This is a genomic window from Streptomyces sp. CNB091, assembly GCF_000377965.1.
On record NZ_KB898998.1, the window covers coordinates 20,116 to 39,358 of the forward strand.

12 protein-coding genes are annotated in these 19,243 nt (G+C 72.4%); 7 read left to right on the plus strand and 5 right to left on the minus strand.

Annotated elements, in window-relative coordinates; all coding sequences use genetic code 11:
- Positions 1-228: 228 nt before the first annotated feature.
- On the plus strand, positions 229-735 hold the full coding sequence (locus tag D581_RS0116890; RefSeq protein ID WP_018958399.1) for a DUF6912 family protein: 507 nt from the start codon (positions 229-231) through the stop codon (positions 733-735).
- Between the two features lie 38 nt (positions 736-773).
- Positions 774-1,451, plus strand: coding sequence for an HAD family hydrolase (locus D581_RS0116895; protein ID WP_018958400.1), 678 nt, complete (start codon positions 774-776; stop codon positions 1,449-1,451).
- 360 nt (positions 1,452-1,811) lie between these two features.
- On the opposite strand, the gene D581_RS0116900 is transcribed toward D581_RS0116895, so the two are convergent.
- Positions 1,812-2,381 carry a DJ-1/PfpI family protein gene (locus D581_RS0116900; RefSeq protein WP_018958401.1) on the minus strand — a complete coding sequence of 190 codons (570 nt, stop codon included), beginning with the start codon at positions 2,379-2,381 and terminating at the stop codon, positions 1,812-1,814.
- Between the two features lie 432 nt (positions 2,382-2,813).
- On the opposite strand from D581_RS0116900, the gene D581_RS0116905 reads away from it, so the two are divergent.
- A complete protein-coding gene (locus D581_RS0116905; RefSeq protein WP_018958402.1) occupies positions 2,814-7,865 on the plus strand; it encodes an NAD-glutamate dehydrogenase in 5,052 nt (1,683 codons plus the stop codon).
- A 324-nt stretch (positions 7,866-8,189) separates the two neighbouring features.
- Here D581_RS0116905 and D581_RS0116910 read toward each other — a convergent pair whose 3' ends face one another.
- Positions 8,190-8,981, minus strand: coding sequence for an ABC transporter ATP-binding protein (locus D581_RS0116910; RefSeq protein WP_018958403.1), 792 nt, complete (start codon positions 8,979-8,981; stop codon positions 8,190-8,192).
- Complete coding sequence (locus D581_RS0116915; protein WP_018958404.1) at positions 8,974-9,879, minus strand: ABC transporter permease; 906 nt, start codon at positions 9,877-9,879, stop codon at positions 8,974-8,976. The genes D581_RS0116910 and D581_RS0116915 overlap by 8 nt, the downstream gene beginning before the upstream one ends.
- Positions 9,880-10,135: 256 nt before the next feature.
- Here D581_RS0116915 and D581_RS0116920 point away from each other — a divergent pair, with 256 nt between their 5' ends.
- Positions 10,136-10,744: a TetR/AcrR family transcriptional regulator gene (locus D581_RS0116920; RefSeq protein WP_018958405.1), complete on the plus strand. Its 609-nt coding sequence runs from the start codon at positions 10,136-10,138 to the stop codon at positions 10,742-10,744.
- Between the two features lie 142 nt (positions 10,745-10,886).
- Here the strand turns inward: D581_RS0116920 and D581_RS0116925 are convergent, their stop codons facing one another.
- Both D581_RS0116925 and D581_RS1000000138990 read right to left on the minus strand, forming a co-directional pair.
- Complete coding sequence (locus tag D581_RS0116925; RefSeq protein ID WP_018958406.1) at positions 10,887-12,113, minus strand: hypothetical protein; 1,227 nt, start codon at positions 12,111-12,113, stop codon at positions 10,887-10,889.
- 3 nt (positions 12,114-12,116) lie between these two features.
- Positions 12,117-15,980 carry a CDP-glycerol glycerophosphotransferase family protein gene (locus D581_RS1000000138990; RefSeq protein WP_018958407.1) on the minus strand — a complete coding sequence of 1,288 codons (3,864 nt, stop codon included), beginning with the start codon at positions 15,978-15,980 and terminating at the stop codon, positions 12,117-12,119.
- Between the two features lie 101 nt (positions 15,981-16,081).
- Here D581_RS1000000138990 and D581_RS01000000137360 point away from each other — a divergent pair, with 101 nt between their 5' ends.
- The 3 genes from D581_RS01000000137360 (at position 16,082) to D581_RS0116945 (ending at position 19,062) form a co-directional block, all read left to right on the plus strand.
- A complete protein-coding gene (locus D581_RS01000000137360; RefSeq protein ID WP_106434405.1) occupies positions 16,082-17,272 on the plus strand; it encodes a CDP-glycerol glycerophosphotransferase family protein in 1,191 nt (396 codons plus the stop codon).
- Between the two features lie 138 nt (positions 17,273-17,410).
- Positions 17,411-18,181, plus strand: a complete 771-nt coding sequence (locus D581_RS0116940; RefSeq protein ID WP_018958409.1) for a methyltransferase domain-containing protein — start codon at positions 17,411-17,413, stop codon at positions 18,179-18,181.
- A gap of 11 nt (positions 18,182-18,192) precedes the next feature.
- Positions 18,193-19,062: a TylF/MycF/NovP-related O-methyltransferase gene (locus D581_RS0116945; RefSeq protein WP_018958410.1), complete on the plus strand. Its 870-nt coding sequence runs from the start codon at positions 18,193-18,195 to the stop codon at positions 19,060-19,062.
- The last annotated feature ends 181 nt before the right edge of the window (positions 19,063-19,243 follow it).

Genomic DNA, 19,243 nt, shown 5'->3' on the forward strand with positions numbered 1-19,243 from the left:
TTGTGTTGGGGATCTTCTACGGGTGGGGTCGTCAGCGACGCAAGGGGCCTTCGGCCGCCGAACGGGTGCGGGCGGTTTCACCTGTCCGTGGCTCGGCCCTTGCGGGACAAGGGCGGCAGTGGGGGTGACGGGGCGTCGGCCGTGGACGGACGACCCCGGTTGCCGAAACCCGAAAGGGGACGTTCCCACGTATCCTGAGGACGTTTCCTTCTACGAAAGCGACCTGCCATGCGCGTGTACGTCCCCCTGACCCTCTCCGGTCTCGCAGCGGCGCACGGTGCGGGCGAGGTCGGCCCGGGGCCCCTGACCGCCTACGCGGTGACCCCCGGGCTGCGTGAGTGGTACGTCTCCGACGACATCGAGGAGCTGGAGTACGCGGCGCTCAATCGGGCCGCCGCCGCCTCGCTCCGGATGATCGCGGGGAAGCCGGACGAGGTGCGCCGCCGGGTCGTCGTGGCCGTCGACGTACCGGACGGGGCCGCCGTGGCCGACCCCGACCACGGGCTGAGCGCGGCATCGCTCGGCGAGGTGCGGATCGCCGCCGCGCTGCCGCTGGGCAAGGCGGCGGCGGTGCACGTGGACGCCGACGACGCGGAGAAGGACGTGGCCGCCGCGGCCGCGGTCCTGGGAGCGGCGGACCTCGGCGACGACGACGCGCAGTTCACGGTGGACGGGGCCGAGGACCACGAGCTGCTCTGGTTCGGCGTTCAGGAGATTCCGCAGCTCATCGGCTGAGGGGCGGCGTTGTCGTACCCGGCGGGTATTTTTTCTGTATGACTTCGGGGACGACACGCACTCATCTGGTCTGGGACTGGAACGGCACGCTGCTGGACGACACGCACGCCGTCATCCAGGCGACGAACGCCGCGTTCGCGGAGGTCGAGCTGGCGCCGATCACGCTGGAGCAGTACCGGGAGATGTACACGATCCCCATACCCCGGTTCTACGAGCGGTTCCTGGGCCGGCTGCCCACCGAGGCCGAGTGGGAGCGGATGGACGGCATCTTCCACCGGTACTACGCGGAGCAGCGGGTGGGCTGTGGGCTCACCGCCGGGGTGGAGGAGCTGCTGCACCAGTGGCAGCGGGCCGGGCGCAGTCAGTCGCTGCTCAGCATGTACGGGCACGAGCAGCTGGTGCCGGTGGTGAGGGGGTACGGAATCGAGCCGAGGTTCGTCCGCGTCGAGGGGCGTACGGGGCCGTCCGGCGGGAGCAAGGCGCTCCACATGGAGCGGCACTTCGAGGCGCTGGCCGGGGTGGGCGGAATCGCGCCGGAGAACGCGGTGGTCATCGGGGACGCGCTGGACGACGCGGTGGCGGCGGCGCATGTGGGGGCCCGGGCGGTGCTGTACACCGGGGGGTCGCACAGCCGGAGCAGCCTGGAGGGGGCGGGGGTGCCGGTGGTGGACAGCCTGGGGGAGGCGGTGGCGTTGGCGGAGACGTTTGCCGCGTAGCGGGGGCGGGTGCCGGGTGCGCGTGGGCGTGGGCGGTGCGGGTTTTTCGGGGCGCTGCCCCGGACCCCGGTCCTCAAGCGCCGGACGGGCTGCAAACAGCGTCCTCAAGCGCCGGACGGGCTGGAAGGGCGCCGGGCGAGCTGGAAGGGCGCCGGGCGGGCTGGAAAAGGCACCGGGCGAGCTGAAAAGGCACCGGGCGAGCTGAAAAGGGCGCGGGGCGAGCTGAAAAGGGCGCCGGGCGGGCTGGAAAGGGCGCCGGACGAGCGGGAAGGGCGCCGGACGGGCTGGAAGGGCGCGGGGCGAGCGGGAAGGGCGCCGGGCGGGCGGGAAAAGGCCGCCTCAAGCGTCGGGCCGTCGGGGTCAGGGTGTGTGCGGGTGGGTTGACCTGAGGACCTTCAGGAACTCTCGCATCCAGGCCGGGTGGTCCGGCCAGGCTCGGGAGGAGACCACGGTGCCGTCCACGACCGCCTCCGTGTCCTGGAAGGTCGCGCCCGCGCTCTGCATGTCCGGCTCCAGGGCGGGGTAGGCCGTGACGTTGCGGCCGCTGAGACTGCCGGTGGCGGCGGTGATCAGGGGGCCGTGGCAGATCTGGGCGACCGGGCGGTCCGCGGAGAAGAACGCGCCGACGATCTTCCGCAGTTCGGCGTTGTTGCGGAGGTACTCGGGGGCGCGACCGCCGGGGATCACCAGGGCGATGTACGCCCCGGGGTCGACCTCGGAGAAGGACAGGTCGGCGGGCCAGGTGTAGCCGGGCTTCTCCGTGTACGTGTCGAAGCCGGGCTCGAAGTCGTGGACCACGAAACGCAGCGTCTTGCGCTCGGGGGCCGCGATGTCGACCTCGTAACCCTCCTCCAGCAGCCGTTGGTACGGGTAGAGGACTTCGAGCGACTCGGCGGCGTCGCCGGTGACGATGAGGATCTTCTGCGGCATGGCGGGCTCCTCGGGGCCGGTGGCCCCGGTGGCGTGCCGAGGGCCTGGATCCGTGCGGTACGGACAGACTGCCCAGGTTTCGGGAGTTCGCCAAGGCGGCGCGGCGCACTGTCCAGAGTGTCAAAGTTCGGGGGGTTCTTTTGTACACAAGCGGCTCATGACGCGACGGGGTGCGAGGGGGATAGCCTGGTGCCGTGATCAGCGCGATACGCCTCGGGGGCAGCGAAGCCCCCGGCCGCCGCCCGGAGTGCCACAGCACCCGGGCGATCCGCGATCTCCCGACTCCGGACCGGCTGCCGAAAATGGCCAATATGGTCCCGGGTATCTCTCGAAGCGGCATAGCGTCGACCCAGACCGGAAACCCCGCGTCGTGGCGGTACGCCGCTTTTCTCACCTACGTCACGCAACGGCGCGCGACAGGAGCCAGAGGACATGCAGACCAAGCTGGACGAAGCCAAGGCCGAGCTGCTCGCAGGGGCCGCCAAGGTAGCTGAGAACGGTCCGGGCGGTGGTGTCGGTGGCCCGGGAGGTGCCCCCCGGGCGCGGATTTCCGCTGCCGGGGCCGACGCCGGGGCCGACGAGAGCGATCGTCCCGGTCAGGACACGGTGCTCGCCTACCTCCAGCGCTACTACCTGCATACGGCTCCGGAGGACCTCAGCGGGCGTGACCCGGTCGACGTCTTCGGCGCCGCCGCCTCGCACTACCGGCTGGCCGAGAACCGTCCGCAGGGCACCGCGAACGTCCGGGTGCACACCCCGACCGTCGAGGAGAACGGCTGGACCTGCAGCCACTCCGTCGTCGAGGTCGTCACCGACGACATGCCCTTCCTGGTGGACTCCGTCACCAACGAGCTGTCCCGGCAGGGACGCGGCATCCACGTCGTGATCCACCCGCAGGTCACGGTCCGCCGCGATGTCACCGGCAAGCTCATCGAGGTCCTCTCCGGCGGCCCCGGCCTCCCGAAGGCCTCCCAGGGCCGGAAGAAGTCCAAGGACGCCGAGGCCGAGCTGCCCCACGACGCGCTCGTCGAGTCCTGGATCCACGTCGAGATGGACCGTGAGACCGACCGCGCCGACCTCCAGCAGATCACCGCGGACCTGCTGCGCGTCCTGTCCGACGTGCGGGAGACCGTCGAGGACTGGGGGAAGATGCGCGACGCCGCCCTCCGGATCGCCGACGACCTGCCCGGCGAACCGCTGGACGACCTCGCCGACGAGGAGGTCGAGGAGGCCCGCGAGCTGCTGCGCTGGCTGGCCGCCGACCACTTCACCTTCCTCGGCTACCGCGAGTACGAGCTGAGGGACAGCGACGCGCTGGCCGCCGTGCCCGGCACCGGGCTCGGCATCCTGCGCTCCGACCCGCACCACAGCGAGGACGAGGCCCACCCGGTCAGCCCGTCCTTCGACCGGCTGCCCGCCGACGCCCGCGCCAAGGCCCGCGAGCACAAGCTCCTCGTCCTGACGAAGGCCAACAGCCGGGCCACCGTGCACCGCCCCAGCTACCTCGACTACGTCGGCGTGAAGAAGTTCGACGCCAAGGGCAACGTCGTCGGCGAGCGCCGCTTCCTCGGGCTCTTCTCCTCCGCCGCCTACACGGAGTCCGTGCGCCGGGTGCCCGTCATCCGCCGCAAGGTCGCCGAGGTCGTCGAGGGCGCGGGCTTCTCGTACAACAGCCACGACGGCCGCGACCTGCTCCAGATCCTGGAGACCTACCCCCGCGACGAGCTGTTCCAGACGCCCGTCGACCAGCTCCGCTCCATCGTGACCTCCGTCCTCTACCTCCAGGAGCGCCGCCGGCTGCGGCTCTACCTGCGTCAGGACGAGTACGGGCGCTACTACAGCGCGATCGTCTACCTGCCGCGTGACCGGTACACCACCGGCGTACGCCTGCGGCTGATCGACATCCTCAAGGAGGAGCTCGGCGGCAACAGCGTCGACTTCACCGCCTGGAACACCGAGTCGATCCTCTCCCGGCTGCACTTCGTCATCCGCGTCCCGGCCGGCACCGAGCTGCCGCACCTGACGGACGCCGACGCCGACCGCATCGAGGCCCGCCTCGTCGAGGCCGCCCGCTCCTGGGCCGACGGCTTCCAGGAGGCCCTCAACGCCGAGCTGGGCGAGGAGCGCGGCGCGGAGCTCCAGCGCCAGTACGGCCACTCGTTCCCCGAGGGCTACAAGGCCGACCACTCGCCGCGCGCCGCCGTCGCCGACCTGGTCCACCTGGAGACCCTCAAGCAGGGCGAGAAGGACTTCGCCCTCAGCCTGTACGAGCCGGTCGGCGCGGGCCCCGGCGAGCGCCGCTTCAAGATCTACCGGACCGGCGAGCAGGTCTCCCTCTCCGCCGTCCTCCCGGCGCTCCAGCAGCTCGGCGTCGAGGTCGTCGACGAGCGGCCGTACGAGCTGCGCTGCGCGGACCGCACCTACGCCTGGATCTACGACTTCGGGCTGCGCATGCCCCTGGCCAAGGGCAACGGCGGCTACCTCGCCGACGACGCCCGCGCCCGCTTCCAGGAAGCCTTCGCCGCCGTCTGGAGGGGCGAGGCGGAGAACGACGGCTTCAACGCGCTCGTCCTCGGCGCCGGGCTGAACTGGCGGCAGGCCATGGTGCTGCGCGCCTACGCGAAGTACCTGCGGCAGGCCGGTTCGACCTTCAGCCAGGACTACATGGAGTCCACCCTCCGCAACAACGTCCACACCACCCGGCTGCTCGTCTCGCTCTTCGAGGCCCGCATGTCGCCCGGCCGCCAGAGCGCCGGCACCGAACTGACCGACGGGCTTCTGGAGGAGCTGGAGGGGGCCCTGGACCAGGTCGCCTCGCTCGACGAGGACCGGATCCTGCGGTCCTTCCTCACCGTCATCAAGGCCACCCTGCGGACGAACTTCTTCCAGAGCGCGAGCGAGGGGAGCGACCAGGGGGGCCGGCGCACGGAGGACGGCGCGCCGCATGCGTACGTCTCGATGAAGTTCGACCCGCAGGCCATCCCGGACCTGCCCGCGCCCCGGCCGGCGTACGAGATCTGGGTCTACTCGCCGCGCGTGGAGGGTGTCCACCTGCGCTTCGGCAAGGTGGCCCGAGGCGGGCTGCGCTGGTCGGACCGGCGCGAGGACTTCCGTACGGAGATCCTCGGACTGGTCAAGGCGCAGATGGTGAAGAACACCGTCATCGTGCCCGTCGGCGCCAAGGGCGGCTTCGTCGCCAAGCAGCTTCCGGACCCGTCGGTGGACCGTGACGCCTGGTTCGCCGAGGGCATCGCCGCGTACCGCACGTTCATCTCCGCGCTGCTCGACATCACCGACAACATGGTGGCCGGCGAGGTCGTGCCGCCCGCCGACGTCGTCCGGCACGACGAGGACGACACCTACCTCGTCGTCGCCGCCGACAAGGGCACCGCGAGCTTCTCCGACATCGCCAACGAGGTCGCCGTCGCGTACGGCTTCTGGCTCGGCGACGCGTTCGCCTCCGGCGGCTCGGCCGGCTACGACCACAAGGGCATGGGCATCACCGCCCGGGGCGCCTGGGAGTCCGTCAAGCGGCACTTCCGCGAGCTGGGCCACGACACCCAGACCGAGGACTTCACCGTCGTCGGCGTCGGCGACATGTCCGGCGACGTGTTCGGCAACGGGATGCTGCTCTCCGAGCACATCCGCCTCGTCGCCGCCTTCGACCACCGGCACATCTTCATCGACCCGAACCCGGACGCCGCCACCTCGTACGCCGAGCGGCGCCGGCTCTTCGACCTGCCCCGCAGCTCCTGGGCCGACTACGACACGGGCCTGCTCTCGGCGGGCGGCGGGATCCACCCGCGCAGCGCCAAGTCGATCCCGCTCAACTCGCACGTCCGCGAGGCGCTCGGCATCGACCCGTCGGTGAGCAAGATGACGCCCGCCGACCTGATGCAGACCATCCTCAAGGCCCCCGTCGACCTGGTGTGGAACGGCGGCATCGGCACGTACATCAAGGCCGTCTCCGAGTCGAACGCGGACGTCGGCGACAAGGCCAACGACGCGATCCGCGTCAACGGCGAGGACCTGCGGGCCAAGGTCGTCGGCGAGGGTGGCAACCTCGGGGCCACCCAGCTCGGCCGGATCGAGTTCGCCCGCAGCGGCGGCCGGATCAACACCGACGCGATCGACAACAGCGCCGGTGTGGACACCTCCGACCACGAGGTGAACATCAAGATCCTGCTCAACGGGCTGGTCAGGGACGGTGACATGACCGTCAAGCAGCGCAACAAGCTGCTCGCCGACATGACCGACGAGATCGGCGGGCTCGTCCTGCGCAACAACTACGCGCAGAACGTCGCGCTCTCCAACGCCTCCGCCCAGGCGCCCTCGCTGCTCCACGCCCAGCAGCGCTTCATGCGCCGCCTGGAGCGCGACGGCGCACTCGACCGGGCGCTGGAGTTCCTGCCCGCCGACCGGCACATCCGGGAGCTGCTCGGCAACGAGAAGGGGCTGAGCCAGCCCGAGCTGGCGGTGCTGATCGCCTACACCAAGATCACGACGGCGGACGAGCTGATCTCCACCGTCCTGCCGGACGACCCGCACCTGCAGAAGCTGGTGCACGCCTACTTCCCGAGCGAGCTGCGCGAGCGGTTCCCCGAGGCGGTCGACGGGCACGCGCTGCGGCGCGAGATCATCACGACGGTCCTGGTCAACGACACGGTCAACACCGCCGGTTCGACCTTCCTGCACCGGCTGCGGGAGGAGACCGGGGCGTCGATCGAGGAGATCGTGCGGGCCCAGTTCGCGGCCCGTGAGATCTTCGGCCTGTCCCGGGTGTGGGACGCGGTCGAGGCGCTCGACAACAAGGTCGCCGCCGACGTCCAGACCCGGATCCGGCTGCACTCGCGGCGGCTGGTCGAGCGCGGTTCGCGCTGGCTGCTGGGCAACCGGCCGCAGCCCGTCGCGATCGCGGAGACGATCGAGAGCTTCCGGGACGGCGTCGCGCGGGTCTGGGACGAGCTGCCCAAGCTGGTCAAGGGCGCGGACCTGGACTGGTACCACTCGATCCTGGACGAGCTGACGGGCGCCGGCGTGCCGGACGAGCTGGCGGTCCGGGTGGCCGGGTTCTCCTCCGCCTTCCCGGCGCTGGACATCGTGGCCATCGCCGACCGTACGGGCCGGGACCCGCTGGAGGTCGCCGAGGTCTACTACGACCTCGCGGACCGGCTGCGGATCACCCAGCTGATGGACCGGATCATCGAGCTGCCGCGGGCCGACCGCTGGCAGTCCATGGCCCGCGCCTCCATCCGCGAGGACCTGTACGCGGCGCACGCGGCGCTCACCTCGGACGTGCTGAGTGTGGGGAACGGGTCGGCCACGCCGGAGGAGCGGTTCCGGGCGTGGGAGTCGAAGAACGCGGCGATCCTTGCCCGGTCGCGGTCGACGCTGGAGGAGATCCAGGGGTCGGACGCGTTCGATCTGGCGAATCTGTCGGTGGCCATGCGGACGATGCGGACGTTGTTGCGTACGCACGCGTAGGGGGTTCTTGTACGTCTGTGGGGGCCGGCGCCAGGTGGTGGTGCCGGTCCCCTCGGCGTGGGGGGCCGTCCTCAAGCGCCGGACGGGCTGAACAGATGTCCTCAAGCGCCGGACGGGCTGAACAGATGTCCTCAAGCGCCGGACGGGCTGGGAAAGATGCCCTCAATCGCCGGGCGGGCTGGGGGTGGCCGGGCGGGCTGGAGAGGATGCCCTTAAGCGCTGGGCGGGCTGGGGGTGGGATGTCTGGAGGCGGTCCGGCGGGCTGGGAAAGGTGCCCTCACGCGCCGGGCCGGCTGGGGGAGGCCCGGTGGGGGCTTGAGTTGGCTACTTCCGCTTGGTGAAGGCCTCGTACGCTGCCACTACTTCCTTCGCCGGACCGTCCATCCTCAGTGTGCCCGCCTCCAGCCACAGGGCCCGGTCGCAGGTATCGGTGATCGATTTGTTGCTGTGGCTGACGAGGAAGACCGTGCCCGCCTCGGCGCGCAGTTCCTTGATGCGGTCCTTGCTGCGGCGCTGGAACTTCGCGTCGCCCGTGGAGAGCGCCTCGTCGATCAGCAGGACGTCGTGGCTCTTGGCCGCCGCGATGGAGAAGCGGAGCCTCGCGCCCATGCCCGAGGAGTACGTGCGCATCGGCAGCGTGATGAAGTCGCCCTTCTCGTTGATGCCGGAGAAGTCGACGATCCCGTCGTAACGTTCGCGGATCTGTTCGCGCGTCATGCCCATCGCGAGTCCGCCCAGCACCACGTTGCGCTCGCCGGTCAGGTCGCCCATCAGTGCCGCGTTCACGCCGAGCAGCGACGGCTGGCCCTGGGTGTGGACCCTGCCCCGGGTCGGCGGGAGCAGACCCGCGACCGCCTTGAGCAGCGTCGACTTGCCCGAGCCGTTGGAGCCGATCAGGCCGATCGCCTCGCCCTTGTACGCGGCGAAGCTGACGCCCTTCACGGCGTGCACCTGGCGTGCGCCGGGGGTACGGCGGCGGGTGGTGAGCCGGCTGAGCGCGGAGGTGGCGCTGCCCTTGCCCGTACGGGCGCCATTGACCGTGTACGTGATGTGGACGTCGTCGACGACCACCGTCGGGACACGGTCGTCCCTGGGGGAATCCCTGAGGTCAGCCACGTCCGTAGGTCTCCTCGGCCTTCCAGAAGTACACGAATCCGGCCACTCCGCACAGCAGCGCCCAGCCCGCCGCTACCGCCCATGCGAACGGCGGCAGCTGCGCCCACGTGTAGCTGTCGATGAGCGCGTACCGCATGAGGTTGATGAAGAGCGCCGCCGGGTTGTACTCCAGCGCCACCATCACCGCGTGCGGCACCCGCTCCCCCTTGAGCAGGTGGTCCAGGCTCCACATCACGCCGGAGGAGTACATCCAGGTCCGCAGCACGAAAGGCGTCAGCTGCGCGATGTCCGGGGTCTTCGCCGTCAGCCGGGCCACCGCCATCGACACCCCGGTGTTGAACACCGCCTGGAGCGCGAGCGCCGGGACGGCCAGCAGCCAGGACGGACGAGGGTACTGGCCGAACACCAGCAGGATCACGGTCAGTGCGCCGAGTGAGAACAGCAGTTGCTGCAACTGCTGGAGGGCGAGGGCCACGGGCAGGGAGGCGCGCGGGAAGTGGAGGGCCCGCACCAGGCCGATGTTGCCGCTGATCGCCCGCGTGCCCGCGGTGATCGAGCTGGCGGTGAACGTCCAGATGAAGACCCCGGTGACCAGGAACGGGACGAAGTCCTCCACCCCGTGCTTGGTGTTCATCAGGACGCCGAAGATGAAGTAGTAGACCGTCGCGTTCAGCAGCGGCGTCATGATCTGCCAGATCTGGCCGAGCTTCGCCTGGCTGTACTGCGCGGTCAGCTTGGCCGTCGCGAACGCGGCGATGAAGTGCCGCCGCCCCCACAGCTGCCGGATGTAGGAGGGCAGCGAGGGCCGGGCGCCGCTGACCGTCAGGCCGTGCCGGGCGGCCAGGGCGGCCAGCTCACCGGGTGCGTAGGTGGGGACGTCCTGGGCGGGGGCGCTCATCGGGGACGGCGGAGCTGCTGTCTGGCTCACCACGAACGATCGCTTTCGATGGAAGCGGGAGGGGGATACCGCCCGGACGCCGGAGCGGTGGCGCGAGCGGTGGGGCGGTGGAGCGGTGGGGTGATACGGCGACGGAACGATACGGTCCCGTGGGGACGCCCTCGTTGGGACGGGACCGTATCGTCGTAACGCTGAGAGTAGGACGCTTCCACGTCGCAACGCAACCGTTTCGTCGCGGCCGACTATCATGCGGGCCATGACCACCGAACGGGGAACCCGCCGCCGCGCCCCCGCAGGCGCCGCCGTCCTGCGTGAGGACGTGACCGACGCCATCCGGGCCGCCGTCTTCGAGGAACTCGCCGCGGTGGGGTTCGCCCGGATGTCCATCGAGGGCATCGCCCGGCGTGCGGGCGTCGGCAAGACCGCCGTCTACCGTCGCTGGAAGTCCAAGCTGGCGCTCGTCCTCGACCTGGTCGCGGCCGTCGCCGCGCAGGGAATGCCCGCCCCGGCCACCGGTTCGCTGTACGGGGACGTGCGTGCCGTCCTGGAACTGGCCGCGTACGCCCTGCGCCACCCGGTCGCCTCGCAGGTCATCCCGGATCTGCTGGTCGAGGCGGCCCGCAATCCGGAGATCTCCGAGGCGATCAAGGCCGCGCTCCTGGACCAGCAGCAGGGTGTCGCCGCCGTGGTCGTGAGGGAGGCGGTGGCCCGGGGAGAACTGCCCGAGGGCAGCGACCCCGACCGGGCGCTCGATCTGATCGTCGGGCCGTTGTACTGGCGGCTCGTCGTGGTCCGCGGGGAACTGCCGAAGGGCTACCTGGACGATCTGGCGGCCTCGGCGGTCGCCGCCCTCAAGCACGGCTGAACCCGCAATCGGGGCTGAACCTCAGGCACGGCTGAACCTCAGGCACGGCTGGCCCTCAGGCACGGCTGAACCCTCAAGCGGCTGACCCTTCAAGCACCTGCCCCTCAGTCACATCTGAACCCGCAGGCAGGCCTGAAGACGCTCAGCCCGCCGGTACCCGCGCCAGCACCTCGCCCGTGGCCGGGCTGAACGCCAGCATCGTCGCGTTCTCGGGCAGGCGCTGGAAGCGGGTCAGCAGCAGCCACCGCACCCCGTAACGGGCGGTGATCCCGTCCCGCCGGGCCTGCGGGGTCGACGCGTCGAGGTAGGCGGCCACCGCCCTGCTCCTCTCCCGCCGCTCCGCGCGTGCGAGACCCGCGTCCGGCAGCGCGTCGGCCAGCACGTACGCCCCGTGCCCGGCCAGCGCGTACATCGCCGGGCGGCTGTCCGTCAGGACCACCTCGCCCGGCGGCACGTACGCGGTCGCCCAGGCGTACGGCTCCCCGGCCGCGCGCACCCCCTCGGCCGTCGGCGGGCCCGTGGTCCGGCCCTCGGCGGGGGTGCGCGGGGCGGTCAGCCCGTTGTAGTACGGCCACAGCGCCGCGACGGCCACCGCGCACACGACGGCGAACGCCCACCGCCACACGGTCGGCCGGATCCTGGTCCGCGTCCGGACCGCGATCAGGGCGACGCACCCGACCGCCGCGCCGATCGCCGTCGGCGGGTGGACCAGCAGGACGAGCCCGAGCAGTACGCCGATCCCGGCCGCCTCCGCCCACCGGGGCGTCCGGCCGGGCCTCGGATCACCGGGGCGGGCGGTCCGGGCGGCCGCGCGGCCGGTCCACGCCCACAGGTGCAGGGTGACCGCGACCGCGAACGTGCTCGGCGCGCTCCAACGGGCGGGATCCGCCCAGTGGATCAGGGCCAGGGGCACCAGCACGAGAACCGGGACCCAGCGGTTCGGGGTCAGCAGCCGGGTGAGCCGGCCGATCCCGGTGAGCAGGAGCAGCAGGTTCACCGACGCGGCCACCGCGACGACGGACGGGCCCGAGAGGCCGGTGGCGCGGGCGGCCAGTGCCTGGAGCAGGGCGTACGGGGAGTAGTGTGCGCTCGCCACGGCGGGCAGGTCGGTCATGGGGAACGCCGGGTGCAGCAGGTTCACCCGCAGCCGTTCGACGACCGCCGCCTGGAGCCCGGCCTCGCAGCAGAGCGGAGCCTGCCAGGCCGCGGCCGACAGCACCGCCCACAGCAGGCCGCCCAGCACGAGGTACGGCGACGGCAGCCACAGGGGCGGCCGGGCCGTTCCGCCGGCCCCGTCGCCTCCGGTCGCGGCAGGCGGGAGGTCGGAGGGCGGGGCGGAGGCGGCGGAGGCAGCGGAGAAGAGGGGCACACTTCATGGGTTCCGTGCGGCGGGCCCGCTCTCCCCGCCGCCACCCGTCCGAGGGATTCCGGCCCCGGCTTCCCGACGGCCTCGGGCCGTGTCCGCCAGCAGCCGGTCCGCTACCCGGGCCGCCGCGCGGCCGTCGTCCAGATCGCAGTAGTCGCGGCGGAAACTCTCGTAGGCGTCGGCGTGCCGGGCCGCCAGCGATCCGGTGTCGCGCAGCGCCTGGGCCACCTCGTCCGTCGTGACCAGCAGTGGACCCGGCGCCCGGGTCTCGAAGTCCAGGCAGAATCCGCGCACGGTGTCGCGGTAGTGCTCCAGGTCGTAGGTGTGGAAGAGCATCGGCCGGCCCGTCAGTGCGAAGTCGAACATCAGCCCCGCGTAGTCCGTGACCAGGATGTCGGCGATCAGGAGCAGCCCGGCCGCGCCCGGGTGGTGTGAGACGTCGAGCACGCCGGGCCCGGCCGGGACGCTGCCGGTGACCCGGGGGTGGCGGCGCACCAGCACCGTGTGGCGGGGGCCGAGAGCCCGGGCCAGGGCGGCCGGGTCGAGTGCCGGGTCCCAGCGGTACGGGCCGGGGGCCGTGCGGTCGGCGGACGCGGCCGGGGGATGGGCCAGGTGGTCGCGGTAGGTCGGGGCGTACAGCACGACGCGGTGGTCCTCCGGGATCCCCAGCCCGCGCCGGACCTCCTCGGCGGCCTTGTCCCGGTCCGGCGGGAACAGCACGTCGTTGGCGGGCGACCCGGCCTCCAGCACCTCCCCCTCGTACCCCAGCGACCGGCGCAGCCACGGGGTCGCGAAGCGGCTCGGGGAGACCAGCACCGACCACTGGGCCGACCGCCGAGGCAGGGTGGCGAGGTGCTGGTGGTCGGCGTAGAGGGTGTCGGCCAGGCAACCGCCGAAGCGGCCGAGCGGCGTGCCGTGCCAGGTCTGGACGACCGTCTGCCCCGGCCGCCGCTCGAACCACTCGGGCAGCTGTTCGTCCGTGACGATCCGGCGGGAGCGGGCCAGCGCCTCGTACCAGGCGACGCTGTGCACGGGGACGGCCCGCGCGCCGGGCGGGACGTGGGTCGTGCGGCCGGGGGTGGTACCGGTGACCCACAGGTGTTCGGTCTCCGTGCCCCGGCGCACGAGTTCGGCGTGGACGGCACGCGGGGAGTCGCCGCCCGCGTAGAGGACGGTGTCGCGGAGCGGGAGGAGGGTGCGCCCGTCGCGGTAGTGCGCGGCGCGCAGGAGGCGCCTGCCGTACGCGCTCCGCCCGGCGGCCGCCGCTTCCGCATCCGGCCCCGCGACGACGGACAGCCGGTCGCCGTGCCGCCGCTCCGGACGCAGGGCGCTCTCGGCTCCGCCGCGGGGGAGTTGCCGGGCGGCGGAGCCGAGGACGCGTACGGGCCGGCCGTCCAGGCGGACCTCCCAGCGGCCTTCCGGGAGCGGCGGGGCGATCAGCGCGGAGAACCGGCCCGCCGGTGTCTCTGTCGCGGTCGTTTCTGTGTCGGTGCCTGCGGTGCCTGCGGTGCCTGCGGTGCCTGCGGTGTTTCCCGTGACGGGGTCCGCATCGGTCGTCCCCGCGACCGGGACCGTCTCGTGCAGCGTCTCGTGGCGCAGGACGAGCCGGCCGACCGGCGCGGTCGCCGTCCCCGGCGCGGGCGGAACGTACGTCTCCGGCGCGGGGCGAACGTACGTCCCCGAGACGCGCAGGCCCCCCTCCGGCGTGTACTCGACCCGGTCCGCGTACGGAGGCGCCGCCAGGTCCAGCACCAGGTCGCCCGCCGGGTCCGCGTACGCGGGCGGCGGCAGGTCCGGGGCGGCGGGCAGCGGGACGCGGGCGCCGTCGGCGAGCAGCAGCCGGACCCGCCAGCGCTGCCCGCCCGCCGCCTCGACCTCGCGGGGGGCCCGGTGCGGGGCGGGCGGGGCGCCGGCGAGGTCGGCGAGCGGCACCCGCACCGTGAACCCGACCCCGTCCGGCCCGACCCCGCCGCCCGCCGCACCCGCCTCGTCCGCTTGGCCCGCCCCCCGCGTCCCGTCCGTCTGCCGGCCCCCGCCCGCCGCACGGGCCTCGTCCGGGTTCCCGTCCCAGCCCGCCCCCCGCACCCCGCCGGGCCCCCGCGCCCCGCCCGCCGCACGGGCCCCGTCCGGCTCACCGTTCCCGGCGCTCTCCTCGTACTCCACCGGGCATGAGTGCTCCGCGCCCCCCTCGGTTCCCTCGGCCCCATCACCCCCCTCGCGCGTCAGCACCAGTGCCGTCGGCCTGCTCCCGCTCGCGCCGAAGTACCGGCCCGTGAGTTCCAGTGGGGCCCCCTCCGTCTCGGCGGTCCGGTGGCCCTCCGCCCGTGCTCGCAGGCGCGACACGGTCAGCCGGAGCCGGCCGCCCCGGTAGTCGAGCACCGCCCGCCGCCCGTCACCCAGGTCGTGGACGAGCGGCTGGTCCGCGCCCGCGTCCGGGGCGCGCACCGCTACCCGGCGTACCGCTCCGGGCCAGGCGAGGACCAGGCCGACCAGCCAGCCGCCGCCGTCCGCCGTCGCGGGCAGCCGGTCCGGGTCGAGGACCATCTCGAAGCCCGCGTGGTCGTAGCCGTGCAGCTCCTGACCGGAGTTCACCGTCGCCTCGGGCGTGCGCACGGCGCGCACCGGCACCGGCCGCACCCGCCGGCCGCGCTCCGCCCGGACCACCCCCACCGTGAGCCGCTGCCGGGCGGAGGCGGCGGGGAGGTTGCGCAGATACGCGTACCCGTGCAGCCGCAGCCTCCCGTCCGCGCCCCAGCGCGCCTCCAGCAGCCGCGCCACGGCGGGGACGTCCGTGCGCGCGAGCCGGGCGCTGGCGCCGCGCACCCCCGGGTACACCGCCCGCCGCCGCCCCGGCGGCCCCTCGACCGCGAACGTACCCGCCCCGTTGGCCCGTTCGAAGGCGAGGACCGCCAGCAGCTCCTCCAGGCGCCGCTCCCGCACCAGCGACCATTTGATGCGCAGCTCCACCGGCAGCCCCTCCAGCGCGCCCGGTCCCGCCCGGTCGACGAAGGCCCCGGCGCCCTCCAGGAACGCCGACCGGTAAACCTCGCCGCCCATCGGCAGGCCGTCCAGGAAGTACCCGAAGTCGTCCCGCAGGCAGGACGTGTCGTACGCCCGCCGCTGTGCCGCGTCCCGGCCGCCCAGGAACGCGCTGACCTGCTCGCACGCGGCGATCCGGTCCCGCACGCCCGTGACGTCCGTACGCCGCCGGGTGATCGAGCCCTCCCGCACCCGCCAGTAGTAGACGTGCTCGTGCAGGACGTCGACGGACCGGGCGAGATGGTGCGCGGGGATCATCACCGGGGTGTCCTCGTACAGCTTGCCCACGGGGAAGGCGAAGTCGTGCGTGTCCCAGAACGAGCGCCGGAACACCTTGTTCCACGCCACCCGGTCGGCCAGCAGGCGAGGGTCCCGGGTGATGTGGGTGCGGGGCCGGGTGGCCGTCAGCCAGCGGTACTGCCACGCCTGCTGTCGACCTTGCGCGGTCAGCCGCCACACATTGCCGGTCACCAGATCGGATCCGGTCGCCTCCAGCGAGGCCGTCATCCGCTCGTACGCGTCGTGCACGACGATGTCGTCGCTGTCGGCGAACGCCAGATAGGGGACGGTGGGGGTGGTGTGCCGGACGCCGGTGTTGCGGGCGGCGCTCAGGCCGGCGTTCCGCTGCCGCACCAGCCGGAAGCGGCTGTCCCGGGCGGCGAACTCCGCCGCGATCCGGGCGCTGCCGTCCGTGGAACCGTCGTCGACCATGACCACTTCGATCGCTTCGAGGGTCTGGTCCGCCACCGACCGCAGGCAGTCCCCGAGGTAGGCCTCGACGTTGTGGACGGGAACGACGACGCTGAGGAGGGGCGGCAGTGGTGGCTTCATGTCCTGGTCAACAGGGGGCGGGTCCCGGGGTCACCGGCGCTGACCCGAACGGGTGAACGCGGCTCCTCGGCCGTGCCGGCCCGCGATTACGCTCGGCTGCCATGCCCACCCGAGCTTCCGTGCCCACCCGAGCTTCCGTGAAGCGGTTCGTGCGTCGCCAGGCCATGCGGGCCGCCTACCGCACCGACCTGCACCGCCCGCTCGACCCGGACCTCGCCGTCTACGGGGCGTACTGGAACCGGGGCGTCGCCTGCAACCCCGCCGCGATCCACGCCAAGGCCCGCGAACTGGCCCCGCACATCCGGGGCGTGTGGGTCGTCTCCTCCCGGCACCGCGACCGGATGCCGGCCGGTGTGCCGTACGTCATCGAGGGCTCGCGCCCCTACTGGCGAGCCATGGCCACCGCCACCTATCTGGTCAACAACTCCAGCTTCCCGGGCGGCTTCACCAAACGGCCCGGTCAGCGCTATCTCCAGACCCACCACGGGACCCCGCTCAAGACCATGGGGCTGGACCAGCGCGCGTACCCCGCCCTCGCCCGGAAGACCGACTTCGCCAAGATCCGCGCCCATGTCGGTCAGTGGGACTTCAGCCTCTCCGCCAACCCGCACAGCACCGAGGTCTGGGACCGGGTCTATCCGGGCGGGTACGAACGGCTCGACGTCGGCTACCCCCGCAACGACGCCTACTTCACCGCCACCGCCGAGGACATCGCGAAGATCCGCGCCGAACTGGGCATCGCCGAGAGGCAGACCGCCCTGCTCTACGCCCCGACTCACCGCGACTACCGCGACGGCTTCGTGCCCGATCTCGACCCCGGGCGGCTGGCGACCGAACTGGGACCGGATTACGTTCTGTTGGTGCGTGCGCACTACTTCTACGGGCGGTCCGCCGGAGTCGGAGCGAGGAGCGCGGCGCGGGTCGTCGACGTCACCGGGCATCCCCGGGTCGAGGAACTGTGCCTGGCCGCCGACGCGTTGATCGCCGACTACTCCTCCCTGGTCTTCGACTACGCCTGCCTGGACCGCCCGATCGTCGTCCACGCCCCCGACTGGGCCGCCTACCGGGCCACGCGCGGGACGTACTTCGACCTGCTCTCCGGGCGGCCCGGCGACACCCCCGGCCGCGTGACCACCACCCCGGCCGAACTGGCCGACGTGTTCCGGACGGGGGAGTGGCGGTCACCGGAGGCGGCCGCGCTGCGCACCGCGTTCCGGGAGCGGTTCTGCCCGTACGACGACGGGCGCGCGGCGGAACGCGTCGTGCGGCGGTTCTTCGCCCCGTCCCTGTGACGCGGGGTCCCGCCCCGGCCGGGCCGGCGCGTCCCCGCAACCCGAATGGCTCAAGGCGGCCCACCCGTGCCGATTCCTCCGCGCCGCGCGGTCGTTGTGCCCAACAGCCCGCTCGCCCGCCCACGTTGGGAGACGCCCATGCACCGGTCCGCCTACGAGCAGATGGAACTCTGCATCAAGGAGTATCTGCCCGTCGAAGGGCCTGCCGGCGGGGCCGCGTCCGGCAACGGCCTCTACCGCGTCGTCGACCTCGGATCGCGCGTCTCCGGCAAGCAGACCCGCACCCACCGGGCGCTGCTCGCCGACCACCCCATCGACTACTTCGGGGTCGACGTGCAGGACGGCCCCAACGTCGACGCGGTGATGAGGAAGCCGTACCGCATCCCCGCCCGGTCCAACAGCGCCGATGTCGTGCTGTCCGGGCAGGCGTTCGAGCACATCCCGTTCTTCTGGGCGTCGATGCTGGAGATCGCCCGGATCCTGAAGCCGGGCGGTCACGCGTTCATCACCGCCCCCTCGCGCGGCCACGTCCACGACGCGCAGGACTGCTGGCGTTACTACCCCGACGGGTTCCGTGCGCTCGCCGCCCACTCCCGGCTCGAACTGCGCGAGGCCTACACGGACTTCCCGCCGCAGAAGGGCATCTGGCACGACTACCGGGCCATCGACAAGAAGGCCGCCTACTGGGGCGACTCCGTCGGCGTCTTCCGCAAGCCGGCCCGCTACCCGCGCCTCACCATGTTCGCCGTACGGGAGCTGGCGGTGTGGTGGGCGAACCGGGTCGGCGGCGTGGACGGCGTCCCGCTGCCCCGGCCGCTGGACGGCCGCGAGGCGTGCGGACGCCCCGGGACCGTACCCGCGCAGAAGCCCTCACTCGAACAGGACCCGCCCCGATCAATGGCAGGTTGACGAAAGATGACATGCGGCGCAAACCGCGCGTACTGTCCCGGGGCATGGCTTGGCGCAACGCCGTCAACGGCGTCCTTCAGCAGCTCACCGGATACCAGCTCAGGCGCGTCACGGTGCCCGCCGCCCGCACCGCCCCCGCACCGGCTCCGGCCGCCGCACCCGCCCCCGTAACGGTCCCGAAGCCCGAGGCGAAGAAGCCCGCGCTCGCTTTCCCGGCGGACTACGACGACGAGGCGAAGGAGATCATCCGCGCGGTCAAGCCGTACTCGATGACCTCGCCGGAGCGGCTCAACGCCTTCATCCTCGCCACCCGCCACATCGCCCGGCACGAGATCCCCGGTGACATCGTCGAGTGCGGCGTCTGGCGCGGCGGTTCCATGCAGGCCTGCGCCCGGACCCTGCTCTCCGTCGGCGAGACCGAGCGCGACCTGTACCTCTTCGACACGTACGAGGGCATGACCCCGCCCACCGCCGAGGATCTGCGGCGCGACGGGCGGCCCGCCCAGGAGCTGCTGGACGCCCAGGGCAAGGACCGGCCGATCTGGGCGGTCGCCTCGCTGGAGGACGTCAAGGCGGGCTTCGACAACGTCCCGTACCCGAAGGAACGCGTCCACTACGTCCAGGGGCGGGTCGAGGACACCGTTCCCGCGCAGGCCCCCGAGCAGATCTCCATCCTGCGCCTGGACACCGACTGGTACGCCTCCACCAAGCACGAACTGGAGCATCTGTACTCCCGGTTGGTGCCCGGCGGGGTGCTCCTCATCGACGACTACGGCTACTGGCAGGGATCGCGGCAGGCGGTCGACGAATTCCTCGACAAGACCGGTGAGCGGCTTCTGCTGCTGCGGATGGACGAGGGCCGGATCGCCGTGAAGCCCTGACGCGAGCCCTTCACGGCAGTGCTGAGAAGCCCTGACGCGAGCCCTTCACGGCAGCGCCGAGCACCGAGCCCCGTGCCCTCCCGGTACGGGGCTCGAACGTGCTCCCGGCACGCCCACGGGGTGCGTGACTCCGCCCTCCGCGTCACCCGAACGGGCCCCCTCGGGTGACCCGCCCCTCCGG

Bases quoted from the DNA above. Each gene is read 5' to 3' on its own strand.
- D581_RS0116890 (WP_018958399.1), top strand. From the start codon at position 229: ATGCGCGTGTACGTCCCCCTGACCCTCTCCGGTCTCGCAGCGGCGCAC.
- D581_RS0116895 (WP_018958400.1), top strand. From the start codon at position 774: ATGACTTCGGGGACGACACGCACTCATCTGGTCTGGGACTGGAACGGC.
- D581_RS0116900 (WP_018958401.1), bottom strand. From the start codon at position 2,381: ATGCCGCAGAAGATCCTCATCGTCACCGGCGACGCCGCCGAGTCGCTC.
- D581_RS0116905 (WP_018958402.1), top strand. From the start codon at position 2,814: ATGCAGACCAAGCTGGACGAAGCCAAGGCCGAGCTGCTCGCAGGGGCC.
- D581_RS0116915 (WP_018958404.1), bottom strand. From the start codon at position 9,879: ATGAGCGCCCCCGCCCAGGACGTCCCCACCTACGCACCCGGTGAGCTG.
- D581_RS0116920 (WP_018958405.1), top strand. From the start codon at position 10,136: ATGACCACCGAACGGGGAACCCGCCGCCGCGCCCCCGCAGGCGCCGCC.
- D581_RS1000000138990 (WP_018958407.1), bottom strand. From the start codon at position 15,980: ATGAAGCCACCACTGCCGCCCCTCCTCAGCGTCGTCGTTCCCGTCCAC.
- D581_RS01000000137360 (WP_106434405.1), top strand. From the start codon at position 16,082: ATGCCCACCCGAGCTTCCGTGCCCACCCGAGCTTCCGTGAAGCGGTTC.
- D581_RS0116940 (WP_018958409.1), top strand. From the start codon at position 17,411: ATGCACCGGTCCGCCTACGAGCAGATGGAACTCTGCATCAAGGAGTAT.
- D581_RS0116945 (WP_018958410.1), top strand. From the start codon at position 18,193: ATGCGGCGCAAACCGCGCGTACTGTCCCGGGGCATGGCTTGGCGCAAC.